Annotated in this window: 15 protein-coding genes; 7 read left to right on the top strand and 8 right to left on the bottom strand. The window is 52.5% G+C overall.

Annotation, left to right across the window (positions count from 1 at the left end; all coding sequences use genetic code 11):
- Nucleotides 1–131: 131 nt before the first annotated feature.
- Genes PsAD26_RS13990 through dctP form a run of 4 tightly spaced genes read right to left on the bottom strand, consistent with a single transcriptional unit; the run spans nucleotide 132 to nucleotide 4,353 of the window.
- Entirely contained in the window at nucleotides 132–1,538 is a 1,407-nt protein-coding gene (locus PsAD26_RS13990) for an amidase (RefSeq protein ID WP_063310930.1), read from the bottom strand.
- An 11-nt stretch (nucleotides 1,539–1,549) separates the two neighbouring features.
- Nucleotides 1,550–2,812, bottom strand: coding sequence for a TRAP transporter large permease (locus tag PsAD26_RS13985; protein WP_063310929.1), 1,263 nt, complete (start codon nucleotides 2,810–2,812; stop codon nucleotides 1,550–1,552).
- Nucleotides 2,809–3,297 (bottom strand): TRAP transporter small permease subunit, encoded by a 489-nt coding sequence (locus PsAD26_RS13980; protein WP_063310928.1) that lies wholly within the window; start codon nucleotides 3,295–3,297, stop codon nucleotides 2,809–2,811. Before PsAD26_RS13980 ends, PsAD26_RS13985 begins: the two co-directional genes overlap by 4 nt.
- A 57-nt stretch (nucleotides 3,298–3,354) precedes the next feature.
- Complete coding sequence (gene dctP, locus PsAD26_RS13975) at nucleotides 3,355–4,353, bottom strand: TRAP transporter substrate-binding protein DctP (RefSeq protein WP_063310927.1); 999 nt, start codon at nucleotides 4,351–4,353, stop codon at nucleotides 3,355–3,357.
- 133 nt (nucleotides 4,354–4,486) lie between these two features.
- Between dctP and PsAD26_RS13970 the strand changes: the two genes are divergently transcribed.
- A complete protein-coding gene (locus PsAD26_RS13970; protein ID WP_063310926.1) occupies nucleotides 4,487–5,155 on the top strand; it encodes a TetR/AcrR family transcriptional regulator in 669 nt (222 codons plus the stop codon).
- Between the two features lie 59 nt (nucleotides 5,156–5,214).
- A complete protein-coding gene (locus PsAD26_RS13965) occupies nucleotides 5,215–6,849 on the top strand; it encodes an AMP-binding protein (RefSeq protein WP_063310925.1) in 1,635 nt (544 codons plus the stop codon).
- A gap of 78 nt (nucleotides 6,850–6,927) precedes the next feature.
- Here the strand turns inward: PsAD26_RS13965 and PsAD26_RS13960 are convergent, their stop codons facing one another.
- From PsAD26_RS13960 to PsAD26_RS13945, 4 genes are all read right to left on the bottom strand, one after another.
- A complete protein-coding gene (locus PsAD26_RS13960) occupies nucleotides 6,928–7,215 on the bottom strand; it encodes a DUF1330 domain-containing protein (protein ID WP_008546710.1) in 288 nt (95 codons plus the stop codon).
- A 79-nt stretch (nucleotides 7,216–7,294) separates the two neighbouring features.
- Nucleotides 7,295–8,794, bottom strand: coding sequence for an NCS1 family nucleobase:cation symporter-1 (locus PsAD26_RS13955; protein ID WP_063288494.1), 1,500 nt, complete (start codon nucleotides 8,792–8,794; stop codon nucleotides 7,295–7,297).
- A gap of 211 nt (nucleotides 8,795–9,005) precedes the next feature.
- The gene (gene hydA, locus PsAD26_RS13950) at nucleotides 9,006–10,460 is read right to left on the bottom strand and encodes a dihydropyrimidinase (RefSeq protein ID WP_063310924.1); all 1,455 of its coding nucleotides are present in this window, start codon (nucleotides 10,458–10,460) and stop codon (nucleotides 9,006–9,008) included.
- A 32-nt stretch (nucleotides 10,461–10,492) separates the two neighbouring features.
- Nucleotides 10,493–11,764 (bottom strand): Zn-dependent hydrolase, encoded by a 1,272-nt coding sequence (locus PsAD26_RS13945; RefSeq protein WP_063299583.1) that lies wholly within the window; start codon nucleotides 11,762–11,764, stop codon nucleotides 10,493–10,495.
- 825 nt (nucleotides 11,765–12,589) lie between these two features.
- Here PsAD26_RS13945 and cofG point away from each other — a divergent pair.
- The 5 genes from cofG to cofE are packed head-to-tail and all read left to right on the top strand — an operon-like array spanning nucleotide 12,590 to nucleotide 17,397.
- Nucleotides 12,590–13,729 carry a 7,8-didemethyl-8-hydroxy-5-deazariboflavin synthase CofG gene (gene cofG, locus PsAD26_RS13940; RefSeq protein ID WP_193758292.1) on the top strand — a complete coding sequence of 380 codons (1,140 nt, stop codon included), beginning with the start codon at nucleotides 12,590–12,592 and terminating at the stop codon, nucleotides 13,727–13,729.
- Nucleotides 13,726–15,000 carry a 5-amino-6-(D-ribitylamino)uracil--L-tyrosine 4-hydroxyphenyl transferase CofH gene (gene cofH, locus PsAD26_RS13935; RefSeq protein ID WP_063310923.1) on the top strand — a complete coding sequence of 425 codons (1,275 nt, stop codon included), beginning with the start codon at nucleotides 13,726–13,728 and terminating at the stop codon, nucleotides 14,998–15,000. Before cofG ends, cofH begins: the two co-directional genes overlap by 4 nt.
- On the top strand, nucleotides 14,997–15,980 hold the full coding sequence (gene cofD / locus PsAD26_RS13930; RefSeq protein ID WP_063310922.1) for a 2-phospho-L-lactate transferase: 984 nt from the start codon (nucleotides 14,997–14,999) through the stop codon (nucleotides 15,978–15,980). The genes cofH and cofD overlap by 4 nt, the downstream gene beginning before the upstream one ends.
- Nucleotides 15,977–16,627 carry a 2-phospho-L-lactate guanylyltransferase gene (gene cofC / locus PsAD26_RS13925; protein ID WP_063310921.1) on the top strand — a complete coding sequence of 217 codons (651 nt, stop codon included), beginning with the start codon at nucleotides 15,977–15,979 and terminating at the stop codon, nucleotides 16,625–16,627. Before cofD ends, cofC begins: the two co-directional genes overlap by 4 nt.
- Nucleotides 16,627–17,397 (top strand): coenzyme F420-0:L-glutamate ligase, encoded by a 771-nt coding sequence (gene cofE, locus PsAD26_RS13920; RefSeq protein WP_063310920.1) that lies wholly within the window; start codon nucleotides 16,627–16,629, stop codon nucleotides 17,395–17,397. The genes cofC and cofE overlap by 1 nt, the downstream gene beginning before the upstream one ends.
- Nucleotides 17,398–17,484 lie beyond the last annotated feature (87 nt).

The raw sequence follows: 17,484 nt of genomic DNA, 5'->3' as shown, positions 1-17,484 counted from the left end.
TGAGCTATCCTTTGATGAAAAACTATGGATCAGCGCCTCAATTTTCTTCCCGTTTTCTATTCTAAATTTCCGGAAACCACGGCAATTCAGGCCCTGATTTGCATCATTGGCCTCCAGATCACAGGCAACGACTACATCATAGCGTTTGGTGCCGGAGCGAGCTGGGAAGAGATAAATCCGTTGTCCTCCAGCACTTTAGCCGTTCTGAAGAGGTGCTCTTCACCATAACGCGGGCCGATGAACTGGATGCCAACAGGAATACCGTCGTGAGTATCAATAATGGGAATGCTCATAGCCGGGAGGTCAAGAAAGTTTATAGCACCGAGATAGGTGTTTGTTTTTGCTATCTCTTTAAGGCACTCCACCGATTTGATATCTGCGCCTGCCGCGAATGCGTTTTTTGTACAAACTGGTGAAAGGATCACGGGATATTTGCGTTGAAATTGGTCAATCAGGCGATGATAGTGCGATCTGGAAGCCAAAGCCTGCGCGTAGCCATGGTAATCCATCGGCGGTACCAACTTCGTGTAGTACTCAAAAATAGTCTGCAGTTGCTCAGATCCAAAACGCTCGATTACGCTCTCCTTCTGGAGTGCGACTTCGGTGATGAGGAGAGATGTGTAGCGTGTATAGACTTCTTCGATAAAATCAATGCTGGTGTTATCCACCATGTATCCCTGCTGCGCCAGCACCTCGCCTGCTTGCCTCAGAGCTTCATTGATTTTCGGGTCAGCATCCGGTGGTGTGATGAGTGCGACCCTGTTTGGGAAGATCTTATCCTCATTCATATCTGGTAGTGACCATGTATCCAGATCGGAATAGCCTTTCATCACATCGTAAGCGAGTTTGAGCTCATTAAGCGAGCGTGCGAGTGGTCCTTGTGCTGAGGACAGCTGGATGGTGATTGAGCGTTCTGCAGCTCCGGTGGCATTATAAAACGGTATGCGCCCATGAGAGGGGCGCAAGCCGAGCACACCGCAGCAAAAGGCTGGCAGGCGTATGGAACCACTGAGGTCGGACCCATGGGCGATGTATCCGACTCCAGCTGCCAGTGAGCTCCCTGCTCCGCCGCTTGAACCGCCCGGTGTTCGGGACGCATTCCACGGGTTGAGGGTCTGGCCGAACAAGGTGTTGTCCGTATGAAAGCGCCATGACATTTCCGGAGTGTTTGTGCGCCCAATCGGAATGGCCCCTGCCCGTTTCAATCTCTGGACAAGGGGAGCATCCTGCTTAGCAATCAAGCCAGCAAATGCTTTCACACCGTTGTTTGTGGATGCGCCGACCTGATCGATGTTTTCTTTGATGGTGATGGGGATGCCGTGGAGTGGACCTAACGGCTCACCGCGCTGCACCGCCTGGTCTGCCTGGTCTGCTGCCTGACGGGCCTGATCATCAAAGCGTGTGGTGATGGCATTCAGATGCGCGGTTTCATCAATGCGTGCCAGATGCTGCTCTATCACCTCACTGCATGTGATCCGCTTGTCACGGATTGCTTGAGAAACTTCGATTGCCGTCATTTTGAAGATGTTTTCAATCATTTACGGGTTCCTCAGCTTACAAGAAAGAGTGAGAGATCAGGCAGGAAGGTGACGAGCAGCAGCACGCAGAGCATGATCAGGACAAATGGAATGACTGACCTTGTGACAGTCCAGAAGCTTTCCCTGAACGCCTGAGAAGCAACCACGAGATTGATGCCGACAGGTGGTGTCAGCAGGCCAATCTCCAGATTGATGATCATGATCACACCAAGATGCACTGGATTGATGCCGTAGATTGTTGCGACGGGAAGCAGAATGGGTGCCATAATCAGCAGTGCAGAGATGATCTCCATAAAGAACCCAACCATCAGCAGAAGGATGTTGAGGCCGATCAGGAACATCCATTTTTCTTCCACGTGGGAGGATAACCATTCAGCCAGCTGGCTTGGAACTTGTTCTGTGGTCAGCACCATGTTCAAGGTCGCGGCGATCGCAAGAATTGGGAGCAAGCCGCCAAGCATCTGGGTTGTGTGAATGACAGCCTCCCAGAGCTGGGCCAGTGTGAGCTCTTTATAGATGAACAGCTCAACAACAAGCGCATACGCCAAGGCGATGGCCGCACTCTCCGTTGCAGTAAAGTACCCGGAATAGATACCACCTAGCAGAATGACCGGCATGAGCAAGGACCAGATGCCATTGGCGATTGCGCCGCCAACGGCACCGACGTCAAAACCTGTGCGCGGCATCGTTTTATTGGCCCATGCAGAATAGATCGCCAAAGCGATGGTCAACAAAAGGCCCGGAATGACGCCTGCCAGAAACATATCGGTGATAGAGGTTTCGGTGACCAGACCGTAGATGATCATCGGAATGCTGGGCGGGATGACAACACCGAGCGTTCCTGCACTCGATAACGCTCCCAGAGAATAACTGGTGGAATATCCCTGCTCTCGCAGTGCCGGGTACAGCACAGATCCAACCGCGAGCAGCGTAACCATGGAGGAGCCCGAAATTGCAGCAAAGAAGGCGCAAGAGAGGATTGTTGCTACGCCGAGACCACCTGACAAAGACCCGGTCAATGCTTTGAGGACAGCAACGAGACGCTCAGCAATCGCACCGCGGCTCATGATGGAGCCACACAGCAAAAAGACGGGAATGGACAGGAGTGCTTCACGATCCAACGCGGCCCAGAAATCCTCAGCCATGAATATCAGTTCGCCATCGCTATAAAGCAGCTGGACCGCCCCACCAAGCACCATCAGGATCACGATGAGGTTCTGCCGCAATATCAGCATCACCAAAACGGCGAGTATGAGAAGGAGCGCATAGGTCATTCCGCGTCTGCCTCCTCTGGCCTCAACGAGGGCAACAGCATGAAGCCGAAATATCTGAGGGCGTTGGAGCAGAAGGCGTAGGGCATGATGGTCTGAAACCACCAGAGCGGCCAGTCCACCACGGGCACGAGGAATCCGATCTCGTAGGACGAGCGTACCAACTCAAACGAGACATAGGCCGCGAGCAGGAAAAATGCGCCGCTCAGGCCATCTCCCAGTCGCAGCAGAAGGTTTTTCCAGGCTTCTGGCAACAAATGGTCTGTGACCTTGGGGCGGATGTGGGTGCCGGAGGATGTTGCAAGGCCAAGGCCGAGCATGCCAGCAAAAATGGCGGCAAACAGAGTAATTTTGCTGCTGTGCATCAAGGAGAGATCGAAAAACTCTCGCGCAACGACATCTGCCAACATGGCCAACACCACGATGATGTAGGCCAGAGCAGCAAATGTCGCTTCAAATCGGTACAGCAGCTGGAAAAATCGCTTCATGCAAATTGAAAAGAGTCCTCAAAATACGGTGGGCTCTTCCTTTCACGTGTCATGGAATCAAAGCATACAGGCTTTCTTTGCCTCTAGAATCTTAGGCCAGACTTCTTGCGCCTGCCCGCCGATTGAGCTCACCAACTGCTCACGCAATGGCAGGACAGCTGTTTTCCATTCTTCGCGTTGCTCCGCTGAAAGCTTATGGACGTGCCCGCCCTTTTCCTGAAAGCCGGCAAGCATGTCTTTAGCCATGGAGCGCACTTCATCTCGCAGGCCCTGGACAGACACCAGAGCATTGGTGATGCTGTCCTGTTCGTTTTTACTCAGCTTCTTCCATGTGCGCATGCTCATGACCAATGCTCCAGACTGGTGAAGATGCGCGGAGAGCGTGAGGTGAGGTGCGAGTTTGCCCATGCCCATGGCCACATAGGTCATGGCTGGCAGTGTTCCACCCTCAACCATTCCGGTTTGCAGTGCTGACGGTGTCTCAGCAAGGGGCAGAACAACACCGTTTGCACCCATCCCCTGCCAGAAGTTGACTGAGTATTTTGCAGGTGCTGCGCGCACTTTCACGCCCTTCACATCACCTGGCGCAAGAAATGGTTTTTTGCCGAAGGTATGGATCCAGCCCAGCTCGTTCCACTGCAGGAACTTGAAGCCCTTTTTCTCAAAAAGAGGTTCAAAAACAGGTGTGAGATGTTTGTCCATTGCGCAATCAATTTGCGCGTAACTGTCCCATAAAAAAGGCACTCCCATCAGTGCCATTTCCGGCACGACAGTGGAGAACGCAGTCATGGAACTGCCAAGAATATCAATGCGTCCGCGAATGGTTTTCTGCACCATCACCGGTTCTGTACCGAGTTGGCCTGCATGAAATAATTTCGCGCTTATTGCTCCATTGGAATTGAGAGAAATCTTATGCGCAATGGCTTCTACATGGTTTACCCATGGGGTACCCAAAGGCGCACTGGTTGCAAGTTTCAGCTCTCTGGCAGCCTGTGCACCACTCATAGATAATGTGAAAGATAGTGCCGCCCCAAGCAATAATTCGCGTAATTCCATAGCCCCCCCAATATGTTCCCAAATCACACATGCATTCTGCTATTATCAGTGGCCCCAAGCCAAGAGATGTTATAGTTTGGCAACACAATTATCATTATCAAAAACAGAACTTATCGTCTAGTTTGAGTGTAAAATGAAATCTTATAAGCCAAAACAAAAACGAGGCTATGAGGCGGAGCAGAATTTCCTGCAAGCTGCAAAAACGATTTTTGCCAAAGAGGGTGTGGCGCGGGCGCGGGTTTCAGACATAGTTCAACTTGCGGGTTCGTCTACGGGTAATTTCTACTTTCGCTTCAAGAACAAGGAAATGTTGTTCGAGCGCCTTTTTGAGATTTACGAGGAGCATGCTCAACGCCTTATTCAGGATCTGCAGGATCCCCTCGGCTCGCTTGAGAGCACCATCTATTTTGTGACAGCTCTGAACCACAAGCTGTTGCAGGAGAATGTTGGCCTGTATCGCGCCGCTCATGAGATCTCAGCGAAAGAGCCTGAGACCTGGAAGCGCTTCCAGCAGCTAACTGTGATGACAGCAGAGCGTATTCTTGAACTGAGCACCCCTTATAAGGACCAGATTCCGTTTGAGGACTGGGAGATGCAGGTGCGTCAGACGGTTCAGCTGATTACCGGGTTCACTGCCAATCAAGCTATTCGCAATGCCGGCCCTGCCCGTTTTGGGTCGCAGGCGATGGTTGATATGCTTTTCATGGCAGCTATGGGCTCACTTGGCCTTGCTCCCCCTAAGGATTTTGAAGAGGAAAAGGGAAAAATCCATAAGATATTGAATGATGAACGATATTCCTAAAGCGTAAGCTGAAAGAATACTCTAATATACGCGTATAAGTTTTAATTTTGGGAGGAATTATGACTGATACACTTAGTGCTCCAGCGTGGACACCTACTGTATTTACCAAGCCAATTGACGTGAACGGTTACAGGTCTGTAATCGAGATCTTTGACGAGGCCAATGGCCGGTTTGCAGATAACGTCGCTTTCACCAATTTTGGCCAGTCACTTACATTTAAAGATGTTGATGAAAAGTCTCGCGCAGTTGCTGCCTATTTGCAGAATGAGCTGGGCCTGAAGAAAGGCGACCGCGTCGCCATTATGCTGCCAAATATTCTGGCGTTCCCAGTCATCATGTTTGGCATCTTGCGGGCCGGACTGGTTCAAGTGAATGTCAATCCTCTGTACACTCCGCGTGAGCTGAAGCATCAGCTGAATGATGCAGACACCGAAACAATCTTCGTTTTCTCAGGCTCTAGCCCTACCTTGGCAGAGGTGGTTGCTGATACGCCGGTGAAAAACGTAGTGATTGCTAATGTGGGCGATGCATCTGGCGTCAACATGCCCTCACCGCCTGCACACGAGATGTTTGCGGATTGTTTGACGGTCAATGACGTGCTTGCAAAAGGGGAGCAGCTGGAGTTCACGCCGCCGCAGATCAACCCGAGCGATTTGATTTACCTGCAATATACAGGCGGCACCACGGGCCTCTCCAAAGGCGCATCGCTGAGCCATGGCAATCTGGTTGCCAATATCGCTCAGTTTGATGCAGCTACCGACGGGTTCATGCGTGCTGGGCAGGAAATCGTCATCACGGCTCTGCCGCTCTATCACATCTTTGCGTTGATGGTGAACTGTGTGTCATTTTATTGGCTGGGTTCCAGAAACGTGCTGATCACGAATCCACGCGATATGCCGGGATTTGTGGAAGAGCTGAAGAAGTGGAAGTTCAGCGTGATTACCGGGGTCAACACGCTGTTTAACGGCCTGCTGCATACACCGGGTTTTGATGAGCTGGACTTCAGCAACTACAAATTTGCCATGGGTGGCGGCTCAGCTATTCAGCGTGCGATTTCGGATAAGTGGAAACAGGTGACCGGCCACCACATTATTGAAGGCTATGGCCTGAGTGAGACCTCACCAATCCTTTCTGTGAACCCGTTTGACAGTAAGGAATTTACTGAAACCGTTGGACAATCCATGCCAATGACGGAGATTAAACTGCTGGATGCAGAGGACAATGAGGTTCCTCTTGGCCAACCCGGAGAGCTGTGTGCACGTGGACCGCAGATTATGCAGGGGTACTGGCGCAAACCGGAGGCAACTGCTGCAGTGATGACGCCGGACGGGTTCTTCCGCACTGGTGACATTGCGATCATGGACAAGCGCAACAACTTCAAGATTGTAGACCGCAAGAAAGACATGGTGCTTGTGTCCGGCTTCAACGTTTACCCCGCAGAGGTCGAGGCTGTGATTGCTGAGATCAAGGGTGTGGTTGAGGTTGCTGTTGCAGGTACCTCTGACGAGCGGACTGGCGAGGCAGTGAAAGCGTTTGTTGTGCGCAACAACGAGGACGTTACGCCAGAAGCTGTGCAGGATTACTGCCATAACGCGATGGCGGCTTATAAGGTGCCGAAATACGTGGAGTTTCTGGAAGAGCTTCCAAAGTCTACCGTGGGTAAGATCTTGCGCCGGGAATTGCGAGAGAAATAAGTTTCTCACCAGAAGACATAAAAAGAGCCGCAGTTTGATCGCTGCGGCTTTTTTCGTTTCATCCGATGCAGATGCGCGTTAGGCGCCTTCCACGATGATGATGTTGGCAATGCCAGCGTTTTCTCGGTGTTTCTTGGCCGCCTGATACTCTTCGCTGTTGTAGCACGCCATCGCGGTTTCCATGTCGGCAAACTCGATCACCACGTTGCGGGGATGGTTTGTGCCTTCCAGATCCTCAAACTTGCCGCCGCGGGCCAGAACGTTGGCATTGTACTTTTTGAAGGCGGCAGAAGCTCCGTCTGCGTAGAGCTTGTAGGGCTCAGGATCTGTGACTGTGACGTGAGCGACCCAATAGGCTTTTGGCATTTTCTCTTCCTTTGAAACAGGAAGAAGCGGCGCATGATACGCCGCCCCTTCTTCTCGTTATTTAGTGTGTGTCTGCCTGTTACTTGTTCAGGATTTTCGCCAGAATTAGGTAGGCGATACCTGCCACGAACAGACCAACGAACCATGCATAGGTGTAGATGGTTGCGAACAGTGGTGAGGCTGGACCGGATAGACCTACGCCTGCCAGGAAGCCTGGAAGGTTTGGCAGGATACCGATGATCAGCGCGAGCACGCCCGCCCAGTTCCAGCCGTTTGAGCCGGAATAGATGCCGTTGTGCTTGAACAGATCTTCCACGTTGAGCTTGGTTTTGCGCAGCAGGTAGTAGTCCGCCAGCATAATTCCCGCGATTGGGCCCAGCAGTGCTGAGTATGCAATCAACCAGCCGATGATGTGGTTCACGAGGATCCACGGGAACATCACCAAACCGATAGCTGCTGTGATGTAGCCACCGGTGCGCAGGTTGATGGATTTTGGTGCCAGGTTGGAGAACCCGTGTGCCGGAGCCACAACATTTGCTGCCAGGTTGGTGGTGAGCGTTGCAACGATGAGCGCGAACAGGGCGATGATAATGCTCATGCCACCCATTTTTTCAGCCAGGACAATTGGATCCCAGATTGGCTCACCGAAGATCACCACAGTTGCGGAGGTTACCGCAGAAGCGATGAACGCAAACAGCGCCATTGGGATTGGAAGGCCAACAGCCTGCCCCATGAACTGGTCTTTCTGGCTCTTTGCATAGCGCGTAAAGTCAGGAATGTTCAGTGCAAGGGTTGCCCAGAAGCCGACCATGCCTGTGAGGCTTGGCCAGAAGACGGACCAGAACTGGCCTTCTTTAGGTTGACCTTCAGCAAACTGGCTTGGAGTGGAAAGCATTGCGCCGAACCCACCTGCATTGACATAAGCCCATGCCAGCAGAGCCAGACCCATTGCAAGCAGGAATGGTGCTGCATAGGTTTCCAGCCAACGGATGGATTCTGTACCGTTTTTGATGAAGTACAGGTGCAGTGCCCAAAACGCCATAAAACAGGCAAACTGGCCTGCATTGATACCCAGAATTGGGAGCGGATCACCTGCCAGTGCTCCACTCATGAGCGTGTTCAGGATCACGTAGATCGCAGAACCGCCGACCCAGGTCTGAATACCAAACCAACCACATGCTACGATACCACGCGCAACAGCTGGAAATTTAGCACCCGCTGGACCGAAGGACGAGCGCAGCAGAACCGGGAACGGAATGCCGTACTTGGTGCCTGCATGGCCGATCAGAACCATTGGAATAAGAACGATCGCGTTGGCGAGCAGGATCGTCATGACTGCCTGATCCCAGCTCATGCCTGCGCCAATCAGATAGGACGCGAGCAGATAAGTTGGGATACAGACCACCATCCCGACCCAGAGCGCGGAGATGGAAACCCAGTTCCATGTACGAGCTACAGCAGCGGTTGGCAGCTGATCTTCGTTGTAAAGATCACCGTCGATTCCGACGAGTTCCTGATGGATAATACCAAACTCGTCCGGGACGACATTCCCGGTTGAGCCTAGAGTTGAGTCCGACATCGAGTAATTCCCCTCAGATTAAAGGCAGCAGATCCCCTCTATAAAAACTACTGCGTTTAATGACCAGCCCGCGTACCCCACGCGGACCTGATGGCATATCGCAGTGCTTTTTAGCTCTGCGACATGCTCTAAATTGTTGTTTTCAGGCGCCTCTTGTTCCGAAAGCCAGTGTCCTCTTTTCGGAGATGCACCTTTTGCTCTGTGTGCAGACTTATACGCCTGCTGGCATCAATTCTGGCCGGCGCTCAACTTTGCGAGGCGCTGTGATTTCCTTCCACTTGGACAGAGCGGCGCCGACCGGAGCATTTGGCTCGCGACCAACGAATTCACCGTGACCTGGCTCGGTTTTAACCGTACTTTCCTCAATCGCGACTTTGCCACGGGTGAGTGTGAAGCGTGGCAGACCGACCACTTCCCTGCCTTCAAACACGTTGTATTCGACGCAGGACTGCTGATTTGCAGCAGTGATTGTTTTTGAGCGGTTAGGATCCCAGACAACAATGTCGGCATCCGCTCCTTCAAGAATTGCACCTTTTTTAGGATACATATTCAGGATCTTGGCGATATTGGTGGAAGTGACAGCTACGAACTCGTTCATGGTCAGGCGGCCTGTGCGCACACCGGTTGACCAGAGCATTGGCATGCGGTCTTCCAAACCGCCTGTACCGTTCGGGATCTTGGTAAAGTCGCCAACACCAAAGCGTTTCTGCTCCAATGTAAAGGCGCAGTGGTCAGTTGCGACCACCTGCAATGAGCCGGACTGCAAGCCTGCCCAAAGGCTATCCTGATGCTGTTTGTTGCGGAACGGAGGCGACATGACGCGCTGTGCGGCGTGGTCCCAATTCGGGTTGGCATACTCGCTGTCATCCAGTGTCAGGTGCTGGATGAGCGGTTCCCCATACACACGCATGCCTTTTTGACGGGCGCGGCGGATGGCTTCATGGGCCTGCTCACAGCTTGTGTGCACGATGTAGAGCGGTACACAAGCCATATCCGCGATCATGATTGCACGGTTGGCTGCCTCACCTTCCACTTCCGGCGGGCGAGAATAAGAATGCGCTTCCGGACCGTTGTTGCCTTCTGCCAGCAGTTTTTGCTGCATGGTGGCGACTACATCACCGTTCTCGGCATGGACGAGCGGCATTGCACCAAGCGCGGCACAACGTTGGAAAGATGCGAACATTTCGTCATCATCCACCATCAACGCACCTTTATAGGCCATGAAATGTTTGAAGGTGTTGATGCCGCGATCAACTACCTCCTGCATTTCGTTAAAGACCTGCTCGCCCCACCACGTGACAGCCATGTGGTAGGAGTAATCCGAGCATGCTGCGCCGGACTTCTGCTGCCAGATGGCAAGCGCTTCCATCATGGACTGGCCGGGAGATGGCAGACAAAAGTCCACCACCATGGTTGTGCCGCCAGCAAGGCCTGCCCTTGTGCCAATCTCGAAGTTGTCTGCAGAATGCGTTCCCATGAACGGCATTTCCAGATGCACGTGCGGGTCAATCCCGCCCGGCATAACATAACAACCAGTAGCATCCAACGTTTCATCACCGGAGAGGTTCTCACCGATCTCGATGATCTTGCCACCGTCAACCAGCACATCAGACTTGTAGGTTCTATCGGCAGTTACAATCGTGCCGCCTTTGATAACTTTAGACATATTGCAGTCCTCAACTCTTTCAAATCTTTGGGTTATTCGGCTGGCTCGGTGGTATCTTGCTCAATTTCCGCGTACTCAAGCACTGCATGGAACAGCACGTCAGCACCTGCAGTTGCCCACTCTCTTGAAATCTCTTCGTCTTCGTTGTGGCTCAAACCATCCACGCATGGGCACATGATCATGGCTGTTGGCGCTACACGGTTTATCCAGCAAGCATCGTGGCCTGCGCCGGAAATGATGTTGCGGTGAGAATAGCTCAGGCGCTCTGCTGCATTGCGCACGGCAGAGACGCAGCCTTCATCGAAGGTGACCGGATCAAAGTGACCGACGGCTTCGATCTCGATGCCCAGACCAAGTTCTTCTGCGATTTTCGGTGCTTCAGCTTCCAGTTTGGCTTTCATGCCATCCAGAACGTCCTGATGCGGGGAGCGGAAATCAATGGTGAAGACGGTTTTACCCGGAATCACATTGCGGCTGTTTGGATAGACGTCGCAATGTCCAATGGCGCCAACGGCTTCTGGCTGGTTCTCCATGGCAATCTGGTGCACCAACTCTGTGATGCGCGCCATGCCAAGACCTGCATTTTTGCGCATTGGCATTGGGGTTGAACCGGTGTGGCTGTCTTTTCCTGTGAGGGTGACCTGCAGCCACCAGAGCCCCTGACCGTGGGTGACAACACCGATGTCTTTTTCCTCGATTTCGAGGATTGGTCCCTGCTCAATGTGGAGTTCAAACATGGCATGGAGTTTGCGCGCGCCGACTGGCTCCTCGCCCACATAGCCGATGCGCTTCAGCTCATCGCCAAACTTTTTGCCTTCTGCATCTTCGCGATCATAGGCCCAGTCCTGCGTGTGCATACCAGCAAACACACCAGAGGCCAGCATAGCCGGTGCGAAACGGGCGCCCTCTTCGTTGGTCCAGTTGACCACCTCAATTGGGCGTTTGGTTTTTATGCCACGCTCACGAATGGAGCGGATCACTTCCAGACCTGCAAGTACACCAAGCACACCATCATACTTGCCACCAGTTGGCTGCGTATCCAAATGAGAGCCGATCATGATCGGATCAAGGCTCGGATCTTCCCCTTCCAGCCGGGCAAACATATTGCCCATGGTATCGATGTGCATTGACATGCCTTCAGCCTCACACCAGATGGTGAAAAGCTTGCGGCCCTCGGCATCTTCGTCTGTGAGCGTCTGCCTGTTGTTGCCGCCACGAACACCGGGTCCGATTTGGGCCATATCCATAAGGCTACGCCACAGTCTGTCACCATTAATACGATGATTTGAGCCAAGTTTACTCATAAGTCTCTCCGATAACGCTTTTACAACGTCGTTTTTTCAACTCACCCGCGCTTTATTCTTTGTAATCACAACGGGCTCGCCATAGTTATCTGGTCTCCCGAAGGAGTATAAAACTGATAAAACCGATGAGGACTTTCGCAGGATTCAAGCTGTATCTCTTTTTTTGACAGGACGGACGGATTGCAACCGCACATAAACAAGCTGCAGGCAAAATATGTCAAAAATTCAATCTACTAGATTTCCCGCAGGGTTATTTTTCCCATTTGGAACAGAGTAGGTATCGTATGCAGAGGTGGCCCCCTCATACAATAGCTTAGTTCAGCTTAAATCTTGGATATTCCCCTCCCAAAACTTTGGGTAAATTGGACCAAACAGTCAATTATCTGTCAACCCACCTTCAAAATTTGTTTCAGGCTTCTGATACTAGTAAGAAATATCTCTAACATTACAAGGGGTAAGCCGATAAATTAGCCGACCTCTCTCTCAGCATACCGCTATCTCACACAAGAAAGCTCCACAACTTAGTTTATTTTTCGCACCTAATTATAAAAGTGTAACAAATAGAACAGACAAAGCCTCAGCGGATAAATATGCGAGTAAAGTTCACTATCTATTCTGCCAAGATAAGCTTTAACAAGAAAAAACTAACTTAGAGACCTCTAATGCTGCACTGCAAACTTACCCAAAAAGCTCTGCATCACTCCAAATTTATATTTTGGAGGACAGGTTATATTTGCATTGCAAAACAGATATTCTGCCTTAGAGATAATTCTTGCTTGACTAACTGGTAGTTGCCGATATTTTTTGACCGAGAGGTAAAAAATTATGTTGACTGCTGACCAAGCGCGATACCTGGGGGAAGTGCAAGGCTCAGATCTTCGGGATCTGATGCAACAGGCTGCTACAGTAAAGCTTCAGTATTGGGGCAACACTGTCACCTACTCCCGTAAAGTTTTTGCACCACTGACAAACATGTGCAGGGATACATGTACGTATTGCACATTTGTCAAACACCCCAGCTCGCCCGAAGCCAACATCATGACACCGGAGCAAGTGATGCGTACGGCGCGTCAGGGTGAAGAGACCGGATGTAAGGAACTGCTGTTCAGTCTGGGTGAGAAGCCCGAACTGCGCTACGAGCAGGCGAAAGCGGCTCTGGCAACGCTTGGCTACAGTTCCATGGTAAGCTATCTGGCGGATGCCTGTGAGATGGTGCTGGGGGAAACAACTCTCCTGCCCCACGTGAATGCGGGTACGCTGAGCGATGAAGAGATTGATCAGCTTCGCCCCTTTGCCGCCTCTATGGGCATGATGCTGGAGACAACCAGTCGTCGATTGATGAAAGAAGGCCAACCGCATTACGGCTGTCCGGATAAGGCTCCTGTCCAGCGCCTGCGGACTTTGGAACGTGCTGGACAAAAGAAGATCCCGTTTACCACCGGACTGCTGATCGGCATTGGCGAGACGTGGGAAGAGCGCATTGAAGCACTCGAGGCTATCAATGAAAGCCATGCTCGGCACGGCCATATCCAGGAAGTGATTATCCAGAATTTCCAGCGCAAGCCAGGGATCGGAATGGAAAACCATCCGGAACCTTCGCTGGATGACATGCTGCGCACGCTGGCCGTGGCCCGGTTGATCCTTTCACCAAAAATCAGTCTTCAGGCACCGCCAAATCTGAGTGAGCGACATATGGAATACCTGAGTGCGGGTATCAACGACTGGGGCGGCATTTCGCCGGTTACCATTGATTTCATCAACCCACAGCACCGCTGGCCAGTGATTGATGAGCTTGCACAATCTACTCAGCTGGCAGGGCAGAAGCTGGAAGAGCGCCTGACCGTTTATCCGAGTTATCTGCGCGATAAAACCGAGTTTGTTGACCCTGCTGTGCTTTCAAAATCACAAGGGCTTTGGGAACAGATGGGTTCCTCTGCCTCGCTTCAGTCAGGAGGCACCCTATGACCCTTCACAATTTCCCGCAGCGCGCCGGTGATACGCCAGAGTTTCGCAGTGTTAGCGCTCCCGTTCGTGATATTTTGAGCAAGGCGCTGGCTGGTAATGAGGTTTCTCAAGCTGAAGGCGAATGCCTGTTCCGTGCCTCAGCAGAAGAATTTCCAGCTATTGCCTATGTGGCGGATACGCTTCGTCAGCGGTGCAATGGTGATCGGGTGGGCTTTGTAGTTAACCGGAACATCAACTTCACCAATGTCTGCTACATGGGCTGCAAGTTTTGTGGATTTGCCAAGCGAACCGAAGACCCTGGCGCCGAATGGCTGGTGCCTGAGCAAGTTGTGGCACGGGCGCAGGAAGCTTGGGACCGCGGAGCGACTGAGGTCTGCATTCAGGGTGGACTGCACCCGAAAATGGAAGGTACTTATTACCGTGAGCTCGTGCTGGCGATTAAAAAAGCGTTGCCGGATATGCACATTCACGCATTCTCGCCATTTGAAGTTTGGTATGGCGCGGCCAAAACCAAGCAATCTTACACGGAGTTTTTGCAGGATCTGAAGGATTGCGGACTGGGTTCTCTACCCGGCACAGCGGCTGAAATTCTGGATACGGATATTCGCCAACAGCTGACCCGCAACAAGCTGAGCACTGAGAAGTGGGTGGAAATCATCAAAGCGGCCCATGAGGTTGGAATTCCCACCACCGCAACGATCATGTACGGCCATATTGACGGGCCGGAGCACTGGGCAGCTCACATCGCCTTGCTGCGCGATATTCAGAAAGAAACCGGAGGCTTTACCGAACTGGTACCTTTGAGCTTCGTGCATTCTGAGAGCCCACTTTACACGGCAGATCCGAAGAACGTGCGGCCTGGCCCGACTGATCTGGAAGTACGCAAGATGCATGCCGTTTCGCGGATTATGTTGCATGGCTGGATCGACAATATTCAGGTCTCCTGGACCAAGCTTGGAGCTGAGTTTGCCTCTGATCTTTTACAATGCGGCGTGAATGATCTGGGCGGCACTTTGATGAACGAGAGCATTTCCCGTTCTGCTGGCGCGGCCCATGGGCAGGAGATCACAGCCTATGAGATGTGCCAGATCATTCAGGAGGCAGACCGAATGCCTGTTCAGCGCAACACCATTTATGGCGTTATCAATGACTTTGCGGATGGATTACCGGACCAACAAGCGCCACTGGTTGCACGCGCAAACTCTGGATTATTGAACTTCCTGACTGAGGCTGATGGTGCACCTGTACAAGCAGCTGGAGGTGCTGGATGACGCAAAATGCACCTACCAAAGTGACGCTGATCGCCGGGGGGGTCGGCGGCGCCAAAATGGCAGAAGGCCTCTATCATCTGGAGAATGTAGAACTTTCCATCATCGGCAATATTGCAGATGATGAAGCGTTCCACGGCCTTTGGGTTTCGCCGGACATCGATACCCTCACCTACACGCTTGCCGATGTGATTGATCGGCAGCAAGGTTGGGGTGTGGCGGATGAAGGCCACCGCGCGTTAGACACGCTCTCTAAACTGGGTGATGATACATGGATGTCACTGGGAGACCGAGATTTCGGCCTGCACATCTACCGCACACATCGACGCCGCCAGGGGGATCGCCCGACGCATATTGCACGTGATATCGCCAAGAGTTTTGGTCTTGAATGTGAGATGATCCTGCCGACGGACGACACGGTTCAAACGCGTGTGAGGACGGAGGCTGGTTGGCTGAGTTTTCAGGAATATTTCGTCAAAGAGCGCTGTGCACCAGAGGTTCGGGAGCTGCATTACGATCATATCGAGGATGCGCATGCCACAGAGGAGGCCTTGAACGCACTTACTGAGGCAGACTTGATTGTGGTTGCGCCGAGCAATCCTCTCGTGAGCATTCTGCCAATCCTGAAAGTTCCCGGTATTCTGGAAGCGGTGAAGGCCTCCAAGGCTCCGAAGATTGGTGTTTCGCCGATCATCAATGGCGGCGTCGTGAAAGGCCCTGCGGACCGGATGCTGTCTTCTCTTGGTTATGAAGCATCAGCCTTCGGCGTAGCCCAGATCTATGCGGACTTTCTGGATTTCTTTGTGATTGACCACGCAGATGAGCAGCATGTGACTGCCATCAACGGTCTTGGTTTGCGTACCTCTTTGGACACGATCCTTATGAAGACCCGCGATGACAAAGTTCGTCTGGCAGCGGCGCTACTCGCAGTTTCTGGTGTTGGGAGCAAAAAAGCTTCCGAGGCTCAGGAGCTGAGTGCATGACGGAAACCACTTTCAAAACGCTTGTTGTTGTTCCGGTAAAGGATTTTGCGAGAGCCAAATCGCGTCTTGGGCCGGATCTTGATGCCAGAGGACGGGCCACCGTGGCCGCGAACTTGTTTGCGCAGACCGTTGCCTTCCTGCAGGATGCCCAGGCACGCAGCAGCACGCCCTTTGAGATTGCAGTGGTCACAAGTTCAGCGGATGTCGCAAAAACCGTGACTGATCATCGCCTTCACTTGATCCTGGAGGGGAAGGAAGACGGATTAAACTCTGCGCTGGCGACCGCTGCCCTTTGGGCAAAAGCGCATGATTACGAGACACTTTGCGTTTTGCCTGCCGATATCGCAGCTCCTGACTTTGGTGAGTTTGAGCGGCTTCTGGGGCTTGCTGGTTCGCCGAATTCACTGGTTTTGTGCCCGGCGCATGACTACGGCACCAATGTGCTGATTGTAACGCCGTCGGATGCCATTTCGTTCACTTATGGCAGTTCATCCTTTTTGAAGCATCAGGCCCAAGCGGCAGAGCGTGGTTTGAACTGCGTGATCGCCCCGTCCTCCTCCTTTTCCAGAGATATCGACTATATGGAAGATTTGAGCGCACATCAGCCGCGGCTTCTTGCAAAACGTTCTGACCGGAGAGCTGTTTGATGCATACACTTTCCCTACATGCGATCCCGAACATTCCCGAGATCAATCCCGGTGATGATCTCGCTGCTATTTTGGGTGATGCCATTGAGGCGGCAGGGCTTTCTTTACAAAACGGAGACGTCCTGACATCTGCGCATAAGATCTTCTCCAAAGCGGAAGGCCGCATTGTGAGCCTGGCAGATGTCACGCCTTCTGAAGACGCCCAGACCTATGCAGAAGAGCTGAACAAAGACCCGCGCAAGGTTGAGGTGATCCTGCAGGAAAGCACCCGCGTGGTTCGCTATTTCAAGCGTCCTACACAGAATGAAGGAACGATGATTTGTGAGCACCGTCTGGGCTTCATTTCCGCCAATGCTGCGGTGGATGAATCCAACAGCGGCACAGATGAGACACTCATTTTGCTGCCTGAAGACCCGGATGCCAGTGCAGCGCGGATGCAGGCGGCGCTTTCCAAACGCTTTAATGCTGAGATCGGCTTTGCCATTACGGACACATTTGGACGGCCCTGGCGACTTGGTCAGGTGAACGTGGCCGTGGGCCTTGCCGGTGTTCCGGCAACAATCAAAGAACAAGGCAACTCGGATGCACATGGGCGTTTGCTCAGCGTGACCGAACCTGCCTTTGCAGATGAGTTAGCCGCAGCTTCCGGCCTGGTGATCAGCAAAGCCGGGCAGACACCTGTTGTGCTGTTCCGCGGACTGAACTGGACGCAGGAAGCGAGCTCGGCACAGGATTTACTAAGATCTAAGAAGGAGGACATGTTCCGATGACATTAGCAATTATCGGAGGAACCGGGCCGCAGGGTCAGGGGCTTGCACTCAGGTTTGCTCGCGCGGGCGTTGCCGTCGCGCTTGGCT

This window comes from Pseudovibrio sp. Ad26, from assembly GCF_001623285.1.
Taxonomy (GTDB): domain Bacteria; phylum Pseudomonadota; class Alphaproteobacteria; order Rhizobiales; family Stappiaceae; genus Pseudovibrio; species Pseudovibrio ascidiaceicola.
This window is presented reverse-complemented; position numbering and strand designations above follow the sequence as displayed.